The organism is Pseudenterobacter timonensis (assembly GCF_900021175.1).
GTDB classification, from domain to species: Bacteria; Pseudomonadota; Gammaproteobacteria; order Enterobacterales; family Enterobacteriaceae; genus Enterobacter; species Enterobacter timonensis.
In genome coordinates this window covers 35607-50727 of sequence record NZ_FCOP01000012.1, presented here as the reverse complement: position 1 = coordinate 50727, position 15121 = coordinate 35607, and the positions used below count along the sequence as shown (strand labels likewise).

Annotated in this window: 18 protein-coding genes; 3 read left to right on the top strand and 15 right to left on the bottom strand. The window is 53.8% G+C overall.

Translation table 11 applies throughout. The features are described 5' to 3' along the window. Nucleotides 1-44: 44 nt before the first annotated feature. The 8 genes from tolA to ppsA form a co-directional block, all read right to left on the bottom strand. Nucleotides 45-965: a cell envelope integrity protein TolA gene (tolA, locus tag BN3796_RS13610; RefSeq protein WP_081430667.1), complete on the bottom strand. Its 921-nt coding sequence runs from the start codon at nt 963-965 to the stop codon at nt 45-47. Further along, entirely contained in the window at nt 962-1558 is a 597-nt protein-coding gene (locus tag BN3796_RS13605; protein ID WP_061708905.1) for a hypothetical protein, read from the bottom strand. Before BN3796_RS13605 ends, tolA begins: the two co-directional genes overlap by 4 nt. A gap of 74 nt (nt 1559-1632) precedes the next feature. Continuing rightward, on the bottom strand, nt 1633-1896 hold the full coding sequence (locus BN3796_RS13600) for a hypothetical protein (RefSeq protein WP_061708904.1): 264 nt from the start codon (nt 1894-1896) through the stop codon (nt 1633-1635). Between the two features lie 140 nt (nt 1897-2036). Continuing rightward, the gene (locus BN3796_RS13595; RefSeq protein ID WP_061708903.1) at nt 2037-2579 is read right to left on the bottom strand and encodes a hypothetical protein; all 543 of its coding nucleotides are present in this window, start codon (nt 2577-2579) and stop codon (nt 2037-2039) included. Then, entirely contained in the window at nt 2579-3013 is a 435-nt protein-coding gene (locus BN3796_RS13590; RefSeq protein WP_061708902.1) for a hypothetical protein, read from the bottom strand. Before BN3796_RS13590 ends, BN3796_RS13595 begins: the two co-directional genes overlap by 1 nt. Before the next feature lie 179 nt (nt 3014-3192). Continuing rightward, on the bottom strand, nt 3193-3429 hold the full coding sequence (locus BN3796_RS13585) for a hypothetical protein (RefSeq protein WP_148381806.1): 237 nt from the start codon (nt 3427-3429) through the stop codon (nt 3193-3195). Nucleotides 3430-3609: 180 nt separating this feature from the next. Next, on the bottom strand, nt 3610-3819 hold the full coding sequence (locus BN3796_RS13580) for a hypothetical protein (protein WP_061708900.1): 210 nt from the start codon (nt 3817-3819) through the stop codon (nt 3610-3612). 324 nt (nt 3820-4143) lie between these two features. After that, nucleotides 4144-6522 carry a phosphoenolpyruvate synthase gene (ppsA, locus tag BN3796_RS13575; protein WP_061708899.1) on the bottom strand — a complete coding sequence of 793 codons (2379 nt, stop codon included), beginning with the start codon at nt 6520-6522 and terminating at the stop codon, nt 4144-4146. Between the two features lie 336 nt (nt 6523-6858). Here ppsA and ppsR point away from each other — a divergent pair, with 336 nt between their 5' ends. Continuing rightward, nucleotides 6859-7692 (top strand): posphoenolpyruvate synthetase regulatory kinase/phosphorylase PpsR, encoded by an 834-nt coding sequence (gene ppsR, locus BN3796_RS13570; RefSeq protein WP_061708898.1) that lies wholly within the window; start codon nt 6859-6861, stop codon nt 7690-7692. Between the two features lie 149 nt (nt 7693-7841). Beyond that, nucleotides 7842-8888, top strand: coding sequence for a 3-deoxy-7-phosphoheptulonate synthase AroH (aroH, locus tag BN3796_RS13565; RefSeq protein WP_061708897.1), 1047 nt, complete (start codon nt 7842-7844; stop codon nt 8886-8888). 23 nt (nt 8889-8911) lie between these two features. Here aroH and BN3796_RS20865 read toward each other — a convergent pair whose 3' ends face one another. Continuing rightward, on the bottom strand, nt 8912-9115 hold the full coding sequence (locus BN3796_RS20865; protein ID WP_162267588.1) for a hypothetical protein: 204 nt from the start codon (nt 9113-9115) through the stop codon (nt 8912-8914). On the opposite strand from BN3796_RS20865, the gene hemP reads away from it, so the two are divergent. Next, nucleotides 9069-9257: a hemin uptake protein HemP gene (gene hemP / locus BN3796_RS13560; RefSeq protein ID WP_061708896.1), complete on the top strand. Its 189-nt coding sequence runs from the start codon at nt 9069-9071 to the stop codon at nt 9255-9257. The two genes, BN3796_RS20865 and hemP, sit on opposite strands and share 47 nt — an antisense overlap. Nucleotides 9258-9416: 159 nt before the next feature. On the opposite strand, the gene selO is transcribed toward hemP, so the two are convergent. The 6 genes from selO to BN3796_RS13530 all read right to left on the bottom strand — a co-directional run bounded on the left by selO (nt 9417) and on the right by BN3796_RS13530 (nt 15096). Then, nucleotides 9417-10859, bottom strand: a complete 1443-nt coding sequence (gene selO / locus BN3796_RS13555) for a protein adenylyltransferase SelO (protein WP_061708895.1) — start codon at nt 10857-10859, stop codon at nt 9417-9419. A gap of 61 nt (nt 10860-10920) precedes the next feature. Then, nucleotides 10921-11631 (bottom strand): EAL domain-containing protein, encoded by a 711-nt coding sequence (locus BN3796_RS13550; protein WP_061708894.1) that lies wholly within the window; start codon nt 11629-11631, stop codon nt 10921-10923. Between the two features lie 277 nt (nt 11632-11908). After that, on the bottom strand, nt 11909-12373 hold the full coding sequence (locus BN3796_RS13545; RefSeq protein WP_061708893.1) for an NlpC/P60 family protein: 465 nt from the start codon (nt 12371-12373) through the stop codon (nt 11909-11911). Nucleotides 12374-12447: 74 nt separating this feature from the next. Continuing rightward, the gene (gene btuD / locus BN3796_RS13540) at nt 12448-13203 is read right to left on the bottom strand and encodes a vitamin B12 ABC transporter ATP-binding protein BtuD (protein ID WP_073885225.1); all 756 of its coding nucleotides are present in this window, start codon (nt 13201-13203) and stop codon (nt 12448-12450) included. Further along, the gene (locus BN3796_RS13535) at nt 13200-13751 is read right to left on the bottom strand and encodes a glutathione peroxidase (protein WP_061708891.1); all 552 of its coding nucleotides are present in this window, start codon (nt 13749-13751) and stop codon (nt 13200-13202) included. Before BN3796_RS13535 ends, btuD begins: the two co-directional genes overlap by 4 nt. Nucleotides 13752-13911: 160 nt before the next feature. Continuing rightward, complete coding sequence (locus BN3796_RS13530) at nt 13912-15096, bottom strand: MFS transporter (RefSeq protein ID WP_061708890.1); 1185 nt, start codon at nt 15094-15096, stop codon at nt 13912-13914. Nucleotides 15097-15121: the final 25 nt, after the last annotated feature.

Here is a 15121-nt window from a genome sequence, read left to right as displayed (position 1 = left end):
CCCTCAAAAGAGAAGCCTTAAAAAATGCTGATAGAAAAGAAAGATTAAGGTTTAAAGCTAATATGTATATCCCCTAACTCGTTACCTATTTCTACGCTAGGCGGTGTAGAAAACTTATCAATAACGTAGATAGCCCCCATCACATCATTGCAGAGATTATCATTGCCTGTTAGCTGGTCTACGCCCTTCACTGTTCCATCAGCGGAAAGATGCAAATGGAAGTCACAGGTTTTCCCAGCGTATTTACTTTTATCTACATGGTTCTTAATCTCTGGAGCAACCACAGACAGAATATAAGTAATTAAGCCCCTGTAATCGTTCTGCTCTTGTGCATGAGGTTTAGGCTTAGATGACTTATTAATATCATCCAGCAAATCATCCACATCAGCAGCGGCTGCTTTTGCCGCCTCTGTTCGTTTACGTGCTGCTGCTTTCTCCGCTGCTTTCTCTGCCTTAGCTGCTAGCTCTTGATTTCGCTTGAGTGTAGCCGCCGATGGGTGAGCCATTCTATAGGATTCAGCACTTTGAGCGGTTAAATCACTATCCAGAGAACATTGATAGTGTTCTTCATCAGTGGCGCTCTTAACAGTAACAGCTATATCTGTATCATCCACACCTGCAATCTGAATTGTAGAGGTTTTAGTGTAATCGTATTGACCTTGCTTAAGCCCTTCCAGTGTTTTATAAACAAATAAATCACCCATTCCTAGCTGTATTCCATTTACAGCACCCATATAAATTGCGCCTACTTCATTCTTCTTATCATACCCCTGAACATAATAGAGAACATCAGGAGTGATGAAACCATTAGGCGCTTTCTGTGAACATGAATAATAGGTAAGTGGAAGCTTATTAAGGTATTGAATGGTGCTTATCATTTCCAGACCAGCCGCCATTTGTTGAGGTGTATAAGCAGCTTGAGCACATCCAGCCACTAACAACCCTGCTAACAATAAACGTTTCATTTCGCAGCCTCTTTAGCTGGAATACCTAAAACCCCTTCATCCCATACGCTTTTATAATCCTCCTCTTTAGCGTCTGCCATAGTGTTATGCCAATCTGCTGTTTCATCTTTAATCTTATGGTGCATTGCTGCACGTTCAGAACTATCAGAGAAGTGGTCTTTAATTTCCATTTCATCGAAAATATAACTTGTGAAATGCTCAATATCAGTTAGAGCCATTAAAACATCTTTAAAAGTCTCTCGCTGGAAGTATTTAATGTTTTCACACTCCCCCAATATGTGACCAATCCAGATTAATGACTTAAAGCTAGTGTCGTAAATAGAAGTTAGTTCACGGTCAATATCATCAAAGCGTTTAGGGAAATCAAAATAATCTAAAGAATTTTCCTCCTGAATATTTCTAACTTCATTCTTTAACCCTGAAAGAGCATCAGCAATAGAGCACAGTTCTTTAGAATAGTTAGGAATCTCATTAGCTTTAGCTTGTTTCAGTTCTAAAATCTCTGCATGAAGATTACTAACTGCACCTCTGATAGAAACAGCTAGCAGAAGCACGATAACCAACACCACACAAACACCAATTAACAACCACATTTTTAAACCCTCTTAGCCATGCCCCGTATCGGGGAACTAAATATTAACTCTGCCAATCCTTAATAATTAAGACCTTAACGCATGCTTGCTAAGTGATTAATGAGCGCCTCTCTAAATTTCTCCGTATCTTCAATAGCTTCTATCTGAGTTTTTATTTGCTGCTTAGCAAGCATAAGCTCATGGCTCATATCACAAATAAGTTTTTGATTCCTGAGCAGAATAACTTTGTTATCAGTGATAAGCCCTGCCAATCTTGCGTTAGCTTCCCCTTGTATGTAATGCTCCCAAGAAAGCACTAAGAAGCTAACAATAATCGCCACCAGAATAGCTACTAACATTCTCTCACCCTTTCCAGCCACTTATTAAACTATGTTGAACCATCACACTATGAACAGTGGTTTTAAGCTTTCCCAGCATTGCTGTATAAGTCATACGCTGACCACAGAAATTCTCCACATAGAGCCATCAGGTTCTATCGCTATAAATCCCGCTGATAACGATACTTTTCCGCGCTTTGCTGCGTCTGTTCTGCGTCCAGCGTACATTGCGCTTCGTTTGTCTCTTTTGCCGTTGTTAACTCAATGCCTATCGTATGGGGATCGCGAGTGGCTGAAATGTTCAGCGTCGCTATCTTCCTCGGATCTGAGACACCATCTTTGAGTTCATCTACGGTACGAAAAACAAACACATCGCCAAAATCGAGAATGGCGTTATTAGCTGGCCCCAGAAAGATGGCCTTATAGCCTTTCCCTAAATTGCCCTGAACGTAATATTCATTTTCCCGGTTCTCAAACCCGTTCGGGGAGCGTTCAGTACATTTGTAAAAGGTCATCGCCTGCCGCTGCATTCGCTGAATAATCTGCATCGTTCCCATGCCAGCGATAAACGGATCGGGCGCTTTTGCCTGAACATTGGTAATGCCTGCGCCCGCAAGCGCGGCGAAAAGAACGGCTTGTCTTAACCGTTTTATGTGTAATAACAACATCAGCCTTATGCTTGATGGCGATCGTTTTTCCGGCATTACAGTGAAACCTTACTGCACACACCATCAGCGGTGGTGTTCCGATCGATGTGAAGATCAAAATGCGCCGTCCACTCGTCCCGGGGCTGATTGATGAGCCAGCCCCAGAACTGTTGTAGCGGGCTCCATCGCGTATGCGTCACGGTGATCGAATCTTGCTGCGCGCTATTATCTTTTTGGCTGCGGGTGTAATTTAAATGTTCCCCAACGAGCGAGCGATTTACTGACATATCAAGCCTGAAGGTCTTTCCCGTATCATCCGTGAGCAAGGCACCGTGATGGTGAATGCTGAAGGTGTCTGGATAAAAGGCGCTGAGCGGCGCTTCAGCCCGGGGGGCGCAATAATAGGTTCCGTTAAAATCAGCAATCGGACTGGTATCGTCGCACCCGACTAATGCTGCGGCGCAAAAAAGAGTTATGAACAGACGTTCCATCAGTTTACCTCTTTGCAGGTAAAATCCTTGCCTGCTTTATGCTGGACTTTCATATCCCGCCAGAGAAATGAAAGCGGATGCAGGGTTGATTACATTAACTGGTTAGCGGTTTACTTAATCAGTACGGAAAAATAGTTAAATACTGACTGTTTTACTTTTCGCCGACTGAAAAGATATTTCTAATATTCCTCATACCCCAGCGCGGCGCGAACAAAGATGTAAATAATAAACAGCACCAGATAGAGCACGATCCCGAGGAGTGCACCGAGGCCAATATCATAAGTGCCCGTATCACCGACCAGCAGGCGTAATACCAGGCCAATTAAACCACCGGTGAACGCCCCTGCCCAAATTACCAGCATGAAGTGCCCTATCCATGCGGTAAAATGTGTCGATTTCATGGTGACATGTTGCATGACTTGATATACCTCTTAAATAAAACACAGCGCTTTCAGGGGGGCACGGCCTGATTTTTATTCGCCAGCAGGTTTAGCGTTCATTTATTCTTCACCCGCACGTGACAATGTTCGCTGGCAGACCGGGGCCGCTGCCCGTCCATACGGAAAGCGAACCAAAAACCCGTGCCTCGCACCTGGTCATTTCAGCGTTTTGGCCTTTAGCGACTCCTCGACCTGGGCATGTAAATTCATGCAGCTCAGATAGCCCTCTTTTCGCGCTGTTACCACATCGTTAAGGTGCCTTATCTCCATCGCCAGCATTTTGTCCTCCACCGTAGCCAGCCGATAGAGCAGCCAGCCGATGATGCCAAGCAGTAGTACCAGGATAACTGATAAATCGATAACCACTCGCCCTCCTCAGAACGCATGACGTAATAGCTGTTTATTTGCCTGAAGGATCCGCAGTATGCCTGCCCCTTAGTGGAAATATCTGTTTAACAAATGAGTTTCTGTACGAGAGACAAGTCCATCGTCGCCGTGACGCTCTCACGCACAGCAATATAAGAATTTTCTGAACCAGGCTGCGGAGGGGCAAGATTATTCTGTTGGGCGGGATTTTTTTGAGTTATTCGTGCTAATCAAGCGCTTTTTTTACTTTTATTATCCGGATAATTATGCAGAAGGTAGGATTTAAGCAGGCTCTCTGTGACAGAGAGCCCGGCAGGGTAATGATTATTTATTCAGTTCGGCCAGGCTCAGCCAGGTCTGAACGACCGTATCCGGGTTGAGGGAGAGACTGTCGATACCCTCCTCCATCAGCCAGGCAGCGAAATCTTCGTGATCGGACGGACCCTGACCACAGATCCCCACATACTTGCCCTCTTTTTTCGCGGCGCGGATAGCCATCGACAGCAGAGCTTTGACCGCGTCGTTTCGCTCGTCAAACAGCTCGGAGACCACCCCGGAGTCACGATCCAGCCCCAGCGCAAGCTGCGTCATATCGTTGGAACCAATCGAGAATCCATCGAAATGCTCCAGGAACTGCTCGGCCAGCAGGGCATTAGAGGGGATTTCACACATCATAATCACCTTCAGCCCGTTTTCACCGCGCTTAAGACCCTGACGCGCCAGTTCATCCACCACCGCTTTCGCCTGATCCACAGTACGAACGAACGGGATCATGATCTCCACGTTGGTCAGCCCCATGTCGTTGCGCACCCGTTTTACCGCCTCGCACTCCAGCGCGAAACAGTCGCGGAAGCTTTCAGAGACATAACGCCCCGCCCCGCGGAAGCCGAGCATCGGGTTCTCTTCTTCCGGCTCGTAGCGCTCGCCACCGACCAGGTTGGCATATTCGTTCGATTTGAAATCTGACAGGCGCACAATAACGCGTTTCGGATAGAAGGCCGCGCCGAGCGTGGCGATACCTTCGGTCAGACGGCCAACGTAAAATTCGCGCGGTGAATCATATCCCTTCATCATTTCGCGGATCTGGTTTTGTAGCCCTGCCTCCTGCTGGTCAAACTCCAGCAGCGCGCGCGGGTGGACGCCGATCATGCGGTTAATGATAAATTCCAGACGCGCCAGCCCCACCCCTTCGTTCGGCAGACAGGCAAAATCAAACGCGCGGTCCGGGTTGCCGACGTTCATCATGATCTTCAGCGGCAGATCGGGCATGGTATCGACGCTGGAGCTTTTCACGCTGAAATCGAGAATATCGGCATAGACGTAGCCGGTATCCCCTTCCGCACAGGAAACGGTAACTTTTTCATCATCCTTAATGCGCTCGGTGGCGTCGCCGCAGCCCACCACTGCCGGGATCCCCAGCTCACGGGCGATGATCGCCGCGTGGCAGGTACGTCCGCCGCGGTTGGTCACAATCGCGGAGGCCTTTTTCATGATCGGCTCCCAGTCCGGGTCGGTCATGTCGGTCACCAGCACATCCCCTGGCTGAATGCGGTTCATCTCGCTGATGTCGTGGATCACCTTGACGGTGCCCGCGCCGATACGGTGGCCGATGGCGCGACCTTCCGCGACAATCTGCCCCTGGGAATGCAGCGTGTAGCGCTCCATCACCTGTCCGCGTGAACGCACCGTTTCCGGTCGCGCCTGCACGATGAAAAGCTTGCCGGTATGGCCATCCTTCGCCCACTCGATATCCATCGGGCGGCCATAGTGTTTCTCAATTTGCACCGCCTGCTTCGCCAGCTCCTGGACTTCAGCATCCTCCAGCGAGAAACGGTCGCGCTGCTCCTGCGGCACATCTTCGATTTTGACCTGCTTGCCATGCTCCTGAGTCGGGGCGTAGATCATGCGGATCTTCTTCGACCCCATGGTGCGGCGCACGATAGCCGGGCGCTCCGCCGCCAGGGTCGGCTTGTGGACATAAAACTCGTCCGGGTTGACAGCGCCCTGCACCACCATCTCGCCCAGGCCCCAGGCGGAGGTGATAAAGACCACCTGATCAAAACCCGATTCGGTATCAATGGAGAACATCACGCCGGAGGAGCCGACATCAGAGCGCACCATGCGCTGCACGCCCGCCGAGAGCGCGACGCCGCGATGGTCGTAGCCCTGGTGGACACGATAGGAGATAGCGCGATCGTTAAAGAGCGAGGCGAAAACATGCTTCACCGCCACCAGCACCGCATCATAGCCCTGTACGTTGAGGAAGGTCTCCTGCTGGCCCGCAAAGGAGGCGTCCGGCATATCTTCCGCCGTGGCGGAGGAGCGCACTGCGAAGGAGGCTTCCGCGTCGTCCGCGGAGAGCTGGTTATAGGCGTCATGAATGGCTTTTTCCAGCTCCGGCTGGAAAGGTGTATCGATAATCCACTGGCGGATCTGCGCCCCGGCTTTGGCAAGCTCGGTGACATCGTCAATATCCGTTTTATCCAGCAGGTCGTAAATGCGCTGATTTACGCCGCTTTGGTCGAGAAAAAGGTTAAATGCATCGGCGGTTGTCGCAAATCCGTTCGGTACGGAGACACCCATGCCCGACAGATTTGTAATCATTTCACCCAGGGAGGCATTTTTGCCTCCAACTCTGTCTACATCATTCATGCCGAGTTGGTTATACCAAAGCACCAGCGGTGACGAGCCATTGTTGGACATCGAAACAATCCTTTTGTGATATTTGATCGGAGTAAGTAACACCTGACTACCGGTTTATAGTGGCATATTTATTGCGGGCAAAAAAACGGTGAATCGTGTAAGCAACTTATTTTTTGTTGTTTTAAGATTGATCCGCCTCACGATGTAACCTCATGATTCTGTTAAATTCCCCTAAAAACCATCGGTCTATCCTCTGCTTTGAAAAAATGAACGCCGTTTTTCATTAATTATAAAAACTGCGTTTCATTTCTATTCCAGGAATCTTCTTTACTGTTGTACTTTGCTTTTTTAATTTATGCTTTCAGTCTATTAGCGACATAATTCTGGACGGATATAATGGATAACGCTGTCGATCGTCATGTTTTTTATATTTCCGATGGTACGGCGATCACCGCCGAGGTACTGGGCCACGCGGTGATGTCGCAATTCCCGGTGGCGATCAACAGCATCACGCTGCCCTTTGTGGAGAACGAGAGCCGCGCCAGGGCGGTAAAAGATCAGATCGACGCCATCTACCAGCAGACCGGCATCAGGCCGCTGGTCTTTTACTCCATCGTACTTCCCGAAATTCGTCGCATCATCATGCAAAGCGAGGGATTTTGTCAGGATATCGTCCAGGCGCTGGTCGCCCCGCTTCAGGAGGAGCTGAAGCTGGATCCGACCCCTGTCGCCCACCGTACCCACGGCCTGACTCCGGGTAACCTCACCAAATACGATGCGCGTATTGCCGCCATCGATTACACCCTTGCCCATGATGACGGCATCTCGTTGCGCAATCTGGATCAGGCGCAGGTGATCCTGCTGGGCGTCTCCCGCTGCGGCAAAACCCCCACCAGCCTCTATCTGGCGATGCAGTTCGGCATCCGCGCGGCCAACTACCCGTTTATCGCCGACGATATGGATAATCTGGTGCTGCCCGCCGCGCTCAAGCCGCTCCAACATAAGCTGTTCGGACTGACGATCAATCCGGAGCGGCTGGCCGCTATCCGCGAGGAGCGCAGGGAAAACAGCCGCTACGCCTCTATGCGCCAGTGCCGGATGGAGGTGGCGGAAGTGGAAGCGTTATACCGCAAGAACCAGATCCCCTGCCTGAACAGTACCAACTACTCCGTAGAAGAGATCGCCACCAAAATCCTCGACATTATGGGTCTTAGCCGCCGCATGTACTAATAAGCTAGTACAATGGTTTATTTTACGTTATGATAGCGCCATTCGCGGAGCGCCGCTCCGCAAACTTGAAATCAGCAGGGATTGGTTTAAGGTGATGCGCATCACTTCCCGGTAGTCTGCCGATGAAGCACAAATTTCTGAGATAAGCCATGAACAAAACCGACGAACTGCGCACGGCGCGCATTGAAAGTCTGGTGACGCCCGCAGAACTGGCGCAGCGCCATCCCGTCTCCACCGCGGTAGCGGAACATGTCACTGCGTCACGCCGACGCATAGAAAAAATCCTTAACGGCGAAGATCGCCGTCTGCTGGTCATTATCGGCCCCTGCTCCATTCACGATCTGGACGCGGCGATGGAGTACGCCAGCCGTCTGAAGGATCAACGCGACAAATATCAGGATCGCCTCGAGATAGTGATGCGAACCTACTTCGAAAAGCCGCGCACCGTGGTGGGGTGGAAAGGGTTAATTTCCGATCCCGATCTTAATGGCAGCTACCGCGTTAATCACGGTATTGAGCTGGCGCGTAAGCTGCTGCTGGCGGTGAACGAACTGGGGGTGCCGACGGCAACCGAGTTTCTGGATATGGTGACCGGGCAATTTATTGCCGACCTGATCAGCTGGGGCGCCATTGGCGCACGTACCACGGAAAGCCAGATCCACCGGGAGATGGCCTCCGCCCTCTCCTGCCCGGTGGGCTTTAAAAATGGTACCGACGGCAATACGCGCATCGCGGTGGATGCTATCCGCGCCGCCCGCGCCAGCCATATGTTCCTCTCGCCCGATAAAAACGGGCAGATGACCATTTACCAGACCAGCGGCAACCCTTACGGCCATATCATTATGCGCGGCGGTAAGAAGCCGAACTATCACGCCGAGGATATCGCTGCTGCCTGCGAAACGCTGAGCGAATTTGATCTGCCGGAGCAGCTGGTCATCGACTTCAGCCACGGCAACTGCCAGAAGCAGCACCGTCGCCAGCTCGACGTGTGCGATGAGGTCTGCCAGCAGATCCGCAGCGGCTCGTCTGCCGTCGCGGGGATCATGGCGGAAAGCTTCCTGAAAGAGGGAACGCAGAAGGTGGTGGCCGGGCAGTCAATGGTCTATGGACAATCGATCACCGACCCTTGCCTGAGCTGGGAAGACAGCGAACTGCTGCTGGAGAAATTGGCTGCGGCTGCTGATACGCGCTTTTAAAATCCTGCCGGGTAGCGCTTCGCTTACCCGGCCTGCGTTTTGTATTGCCCCCGAACTTTTACAGCTTGTACACTGCCCCCAAACTTAATCCCGTCAAAGTTTTTCACAAAACGCTTGCTGTGAATTTTTAATTTATTGATAATGATAATCATTGTTACATTGATTGCTGTTTTGAACATCATGTCACGTATGGATAACACTGCGACAACGCCTGCAAAAAAACACACAGCCCCTTCCCGTCTCCCCGGCGATCGCCGAATCGACAGCAAAAGCCTGCTGGGTGAGGAAGGGAGAGTGATCATCGAGCATGACGGGCAGCACTACCTGCTGCGTCAGACCCAAGCCGGGAAATTGATCCTCACAAAATAAGCTTACAGCCAGCCACCCAGATTGTCCTCGGGCAGCCAGCGCTTTCGATTGTTTATGGAAAGTTGGTATGCCATACCGCCCTTCCGCGTCTTTTCGTCCGTCACTTATGACGCTGACGCAGCTCTGACGTGACGGCGCACCGCAGATCTTTCCCGCTCCTTAGCTGGAGCAGCTCACCTCCAGCCGCTTGCCCCAGTCCGGCGGGCGGCTGACGTAGTCATCCTCCCGATCGGTAAAGGGCGTGCGAAGCGCCTGATGAAGCCTGTGCAGCTCCCCGTAATCGCCCTGCTCCGCCTGGGTAATCGCGCGCTGGGCAAGCCAGTTACGCAATATCATCGCCGGGTTGGTCGCATCCATCTGCGCGCGTCGGGCGGCATCATCAACCCCCTCACGCTGCAGACGCTCCCGATAGCGGGCAAACCAGTCGTCGAAGGCCTGCCGGTCGATAAACTCATCGCGCAGCGGCGACGCACCGCTCTCCTGCTCCGTCTGGTTCAGCATGCGGAAGGTGCGGGTATAGTCACTCCCTTCTCGCGCCATCAGCGCCAGTAATTCCTGGAGGATCGCATTATCGCCCTGCTCCTGCGTCGTGAACCCCAGCTTATGGCGCATCGCTCTGCCATAGGCGCGCAGCAGCACCTCCTGATAGCTATCCAGGGCGTGGTTAAGCGCTTCCGGCGTGATAAAGGGCGACAGAGATTGCGCCAGCCGCTGGAGGTTCCAGAGCCCGACGGCGGGTTGGTTGTCGAAGCTATAGCGCCCCTGATAATCGGAGTGGTTGCAGATAAAGCCCGGCTGGTAGTCATCCAGAAAACCATACGGACCGTAATCCAGCGTCAGGCCGAGGATCGACATGTTGTCGGTATTCATGACGCCATGCGCAAAGCCTGTGCACTGCCAGCTGGCTATCAGCGTCGCCGTGCGGGCCACCACGTCCTGAAACCAGAGCAGATATTTGTCGGCCTCGTCGCGCCACTGCGGCCAGTGCTGATGAATGACAAAATCCGCCAGCTGGCGCACTTTTTCCGGCTCGCGGCGATAGTAGAAGTGTTCGAAATGGCCGAAACGGACGTGGCTTTCCGCAATACGCATCAGCATTGCCCCCGTTTCCATGGTTTCACGCGCTACCGGCGTATCGCTGGTGACAATCGCCAGCGACCGGGTAGTGGGAATACCCAGCGCGTGCATCGCTTCGCCGGCAAGACTTTCACGAAGCGTAGAGCGCAGCACCGCGCGGCCATCGCCCATCCGCGAATAGGGCGTCATCCCCGCCCCTTTCAGATGCCAGTCTACGGTTTTCCCCCCGGCAAGCTGCTGTTCCCCCAGCAGGATCCCGCGCCCGTCGCCAAGCTGACCGGCCCAGACGCCAAACTGGTGGCCACTGTAGACCTGAGCGAGCGGTTTCATGCCGGGCAGCAGCGTCTCTCCACCCCAGACGCCCGGCCCCTGCTCGGGCTGAAACAGCGACGGGGGGACGCCTAACGTCTGCGCCAGATCATCGTTTTGCCAGATCAGCCGCGCATTCTGCAGCGGCGTCGGCTTCAGTTCGGTGTAAAAACCGGGAAGTTCATCATGCCAGTTGGCAGTAAAAGACAGGGTCATAGCGCCTCCTGCCTTTAGTGTAGAAGGTTTACCCGGCGTTAAACACGGGCGAAGAGCAGGGTTACTGTACCAGCGAGGTGACCTGGCTTTCGCTGACGGCAGGCCACAGGTTGCCCTGCATGGCGCTAAAGCCGAACGGCAGTACGCGCTGCAGGGCGTTCTGATCGTCAATACCGGCCACCATTACCGACTGGCAGTAAGGGGTAATCTGGGAAAGTATGGCGCGCATAAAGGGCTCGAAAGAGAGGCTGGTCATCGTTTGCTGGATAAAACCTTTGTCCAGCACTATCCGCCTGAAGAGCCCGTCAAAGATGGCACGGGTAGAGGCGGCCCCCGCCCCGAAATCCGCGAGCACGAGCGGAAAGTGGATCGCCATCCGCGCCAGCTGCGGATCGTCCTTACCGTTATTTATGCCGGGATAATTCTCATTAATGGTCAGTTCGAGAAAAGGAAAACGACTGAGAATCCAGGCCGCATGGCCGTCGCTTAAAAGGTAGCTGACAATATTGGGGGTAATATTTATCCAGGCAAGCAGATGGTGCTGGATAAAGAAAAGCTTACAGGTCTCCAGCAATGCCAGTTTTTCATGGAACAGCGCGAGCTCCTCTCCGGCGCTCAGGCGGGGAATAACCAGCCCGGTCGGTATACGGACATCGGAATCCACCTCAATAAAGTTAGCCAGAATCTCTAAGCCCTGTAACTGACCTTCACTATTGCGTGCAGGAAGGAATAACAGCTCTGACTGAAAAGGCGTATTCAGGGTGACAATCATTGCGTCCGCCCCGCTCTGTATTTTTGTAATGGCATTCCGCTATAAATACCAAGAAATTTTCGCTTAGTTAATTCTACTAAAAATAATTTCATTCGTTCCTTTTAATTAAGGCATTCCCTGATTAAAAATAAGTTTATCCTGGATATCAGAGGATAGCCAGTCTCTGAAAAAGGCGCCCCCGGGTGAAAACCGGGGATAAATCAAGGGGATGAATGATGATGATTATTAGAATCGAAGGCGAGACTATTCACCCCGCCTGCAAAGAGGGTGCGCCAGATTAAATGCGGCGCGCCTGCCAGAATTTTTTACGCCAGTAGACGTTATCGAGGGAAGAGCGCATCACGCCGCGACTGGTGGAGGCGTGGATAAACTGGTTATCCGTGTCGTAGATCCCCACGTGCAGCCCGCTCTCGCCTGAGCCGGTTTTAAAAAAGACCAGATCGCCCGGCAGCAACTCGTCTTTGTCGATCTCCGTACCGATCTCCGCCTGCTCGCGCGTTTCGCGCGGAAGCTGTAGTTTGAACCGGTCACGAAAGGTCATCAGCACAAACCCGGAGCAATCCACGCCGCCACGGCTCATGCCGCCGTAACGGTAAGGCGTGCCGCGCCAGTGCGCCAGTTGATCGTTAAGGCTGGCGATAACAGTGATGGAGTCGGAGAGCCGCGGATTAGGCGGCGGCGCACGATGGCTGCTGCATCCGGCAAGAACAAGTACGCCTACAAGAAGGATCCAGAAACGCATTTTCAGAGCAATCCTCTGCTTTTTGTATTCTTTCCGTAATTTAGCGTGTCTGCCGACGCGGTTGCAAGAAGCGCTTACTGCGGAGCGGCAGAAATCAGCATTCTGTGCCCCTCGAGCTCCAGCCGGTGAAAATGGATGCCGTAGGCGCGATCGAGATGGTGCGGCGTAAGTACGCTGTCTCGCGAACCGCTCGCCAGAAGCTCCCCCTTCGCCAGCAGCCATACCCGGTGGGCGTGGCGAAGCGTATGGTTAAGATCGTGGCTGCTCATCACTACCGCGATCCCCTGGCGGGCAAGCTGGCTGAGCAGGCGATCCAGCGCCGCCTGCTGGGCGACGTCGAGACCGCTCATCGGCTCATCCAGCAGCAGCAAGCACCCTTCCGGCGCGGCAGCCGGATGGATCTGCAGGATGGCCGCCGCAAGCCGCACCCGCTGCCATTCTCCGCCCGAAAGCGCCCGGGCGCTGCGGGTCAGCTTATCCCCGATACCCAGCGCATCCGCCACCGCTTCCAGCAGCGAAGCGCAGGCGCCTTTCGGCTGATGCAGCTGCAGATAGTGCCAGACCGGCATGGCGAAAGGGGGCATCTGCTGCTGGACCAGATAGCTGCGCCGGTGCGCCAGTTCCCCCGGCGACCACTCCCGCAGTGAACGCGCTTGCAGCCGGATCTCGCCTGCACCAAAGGTCATTCCCGCCATTCTACCCAGCAGCGTGCTTTTGCCCGCCCCGTTGGGGCCGACCAGGTGGATGATTTCGCCGCTGTTTATCTCGCCGGACAACGGCTTTAGCCGCTCCCCCTGCGCCACCTCCACAAGCTGCATAACCTGCATTATTTCGCCAGCGCCAGCTTAATTGCTTCCATCACAATCGGATCTTCCGGCGTCATATCAGGAGAGAAGCGCTGAACAACCTCTCCGTCACGGCCGATAAGGAATTTTTCGAAGTTCCACAGAATATCGTCAGGATAGAGCGGCGCGCGGCCTTTGCTGGCCATACGCTCGTAGAAGCCGCTCTGCTCCGGGGCTACGGCGGTGGGTGCGGCGGCGATCAGCTTCTCATAGAGCGGATGGCGCTGTTCGCCATTCACGTCGATCTTGCTGAACATCGGGAAAGTCACCCCGTAAGTGGTGCTGCAGAAGGTTTTGATCTCCTCTTCGCTGCCCGGCTCCTGTCCAAGGAACTGATTGCACGGGAAGCCCAGCACGCAAAAGCCATCCTTCTCCCACGCCTTATGAATATTCTCCAGCTGTTCGTACTGCGGCGTCAGCCCGCATTTCGAGGCGACGTTAACGATGAGCAGCACCTTGCCACGATAGCTCTCCAGCGTCGTTTTTTCGCCATCGATGGTCGTCACTTCAGTATTCAGAATATCGTTCAGCATAGCTTCCCCTTAGTTGGTCTTACGGTTTAGCGGATCTTCATGTCCGACTTTTAATAGTAGCCAGACCGCGCGGCAAATGGCTAAATCTTTTGTACCGCCATACTTTACCAGCAGATCGGTCGGGGAGCGGCATCATTTACCTCCAGACCGGCGCCCCTTATCACCTGCCCTGGCGGGATGTACGCGCGGTCAGAGCGGCTGCGCCGAGCAACATCAGGGCGCTCAGGCCAAACGCGCTTTGCCATCCCAGATGGTCAAACACCAGACCTCCCAGCGTTGAACCCAGCGCAATCGAGAACTGGATAACGGCAACCATAAGCCCGCCGCCCGCCTCCGCATCCTCCGGCAGCGTGCGCGCAATCCAGGTCCACCAGCCCACCGGCGCCGCGGTCGCCAGCATTCCCCACAGGCCTAACAGCACGCCAACGGCCCAGACGTGCTCTCCGGTCAGCAGTAACGCGCCGGCAATGACTGCCATCAGCAGCGGGATGGTCATTAAGGTGAGATAAAATCGGGCGTTGAGGAGTGGCGAAACCATCAGCGTACCGACAAGACCGGCGCCGCCGGTGGCGAGCAGAATCAACGAAAGGCCAGTGGCGTTAACGCGCGTCACCGTCTCCAGAAAAGGCCGCACATAGGTAAAGAGGGCAAACTGCCCCATAAAGAATAATCCGCAGGCCAGCAGACCGGCGGCGACAGCAGGACGCCGGAACAGGCGGAACACGGAGCCACGCGGCGGCGGCTGTTTTTTGCTTTCCATGGACGGCAGGCTGAGGTACTGCCAGATAAAGGCGGCTATCGCCAGCGGCACCAGAGATAAAAAGGCGCCACGCCAGCCGACCGTTGCGCCCAGATAGCTGCCGAGCGGGGCCGCCACCACGGTCGCCAGCGCGTTTCCGCCGTTAAAAATGGCCAGCGCCCGGGGAACCCGATGTGCTGGCACCAGGCGGATAGCGGTGGCTGCCGACATTGACCAGAATCCACCGATGGTGATACCGATCAGCGCCCGCCCGGTCAGGTAAATCAGATACCCTGACGCCAGGCCAACCATCGCCCCGGAGAGGGCCATCAGCAGGGTCAGGCCGAGCAGAAGCGTTTTGCGATTAACTCCTCCGGCAAGGCTGGAGAGGATCAGGCTGGTCAGCACCGCCAGCGCGCCGGATATGGCTATTCCCTGCCCGGCCATCCCCTCTGTGACGCGTAAATCTGCGGCAATGGGGGTCAGCAGGCTGACCGGCATAAATTCCGATGCGATCAGGACAAATACGCAGAGCGTCATGGCAAACACGCCGCTCCAGTGCGCGTCGGATTTATTTTGTAAGGTGTTGGTACTTAATGTGGTCATAGTTGCTTCTCTGAATAGCGTCCCG

Excerpts from the sequence above, each read along its gene's own strand:
- aroH (WP_061708897.1), top strand. The coding sequence starts at position 7,842 with ATGAACAAAACCGACGAACTGCGCACGGCGCGCATTGAAAGTCTGGTG.
- BN3796_RS13605 (WP_061708905.1), bottom strand. The coding sequence starts at position 1,558 with ATGTGGTTGTTAATTGGTGTTTGTGTGGTGTTGGTTATCGTGCTTCTG.
- hemP (WP_061708896.1), top strand. The coding sequence starts at position 9,069 with ATGTCACGTATGGATAACACTGCGACAACGCCTGCAAAAAAACACACA.
- BN3796_RS13530 (WP_061708890.1), bottom strand. The coding sequence starts at position 15,096 with ATGACCACATTAAGTACCAACACCTTACAAAATAAATCCGACGCGCAC.
- BN3796_RS13600 (WP_061708904.1), bottom strand. The coding sequence starts at position 1,896 with ATGTTAGTAGCTATTCTGGTGGCGATTATTGTTAGCTTCTTAGTGCTT.
- BN3796_RS13590 (WP_061708902.1), bottom strand. The coding sequence starts at position 3,013 with ATGGAACGTCTGTTCATAACTCTTTTTTGCGCCGCAGCATTAGTCGGG.
- BN3796_RS13535 (WP_061708891.1), bottom strand. The coding sequence starts at position 13,751 with ATGCTGAACGATATTCTGAATACTGAAGTGACGACCATCGATGGCGAA.
- selO (WP_061708895.1), bottom strand. The coding sequence starts at position 10,859 with ATGACCCTGTCTTTTACTGCCAACTGGCATGATGAACTTCCCGGTTTT.
- BN3796_RS13585 (WP_148381806.1), bottom strand. The coding sequence starts at position 3,429 with ATGCAACATGTCACCATGAAATCGACACATTTTACCGCATGGATAGGG.
- BN3796_RS13550 (WP_061708894.1), bottom strand. The coding sequence starts at position 11,631 with ATGATTGTCACCCTGAATACGCCTTTTCAGTCAGAGCTGTTATTCCTT.
- BN3796_RS13595 (WP_061708903.1), bottom strand. The coding sequence starts at position 2,579 with ATGCCGGAAAAACGATCGCCATCAAGCATAAGGCTGATGTTGTTATTA.
- BN3796_RS13545 (WP_061708893.1), bottom strand. The coding sequence starts at position 12,373 with ATGCGTTTCTGGATCCTTCTTGTAGGCGTACTTGTTCTTGCCGGATGC.
- ppsR (WP_061708898.1), top strand. The coding sequence starts at position 6,859 with ATGGATAACGCTGTCGATCGTCATGTTTTTTATATTTCCGATGGTACG.
- tolA (WP_081430667.1), bottom strand. The coding sequence starts at position 965 with ATGAAACGTTTATTGTTAGCAGGGTTGTTAGTGGCTGGATGTGCTCAA.
- ppsA (WP_061708899.1), bottom strand. The coding sequence starts at position 6,522 with ATGTCCAACAATGGCTCGTCACCGCTGGTGCTTTGGTATAACCAACTC.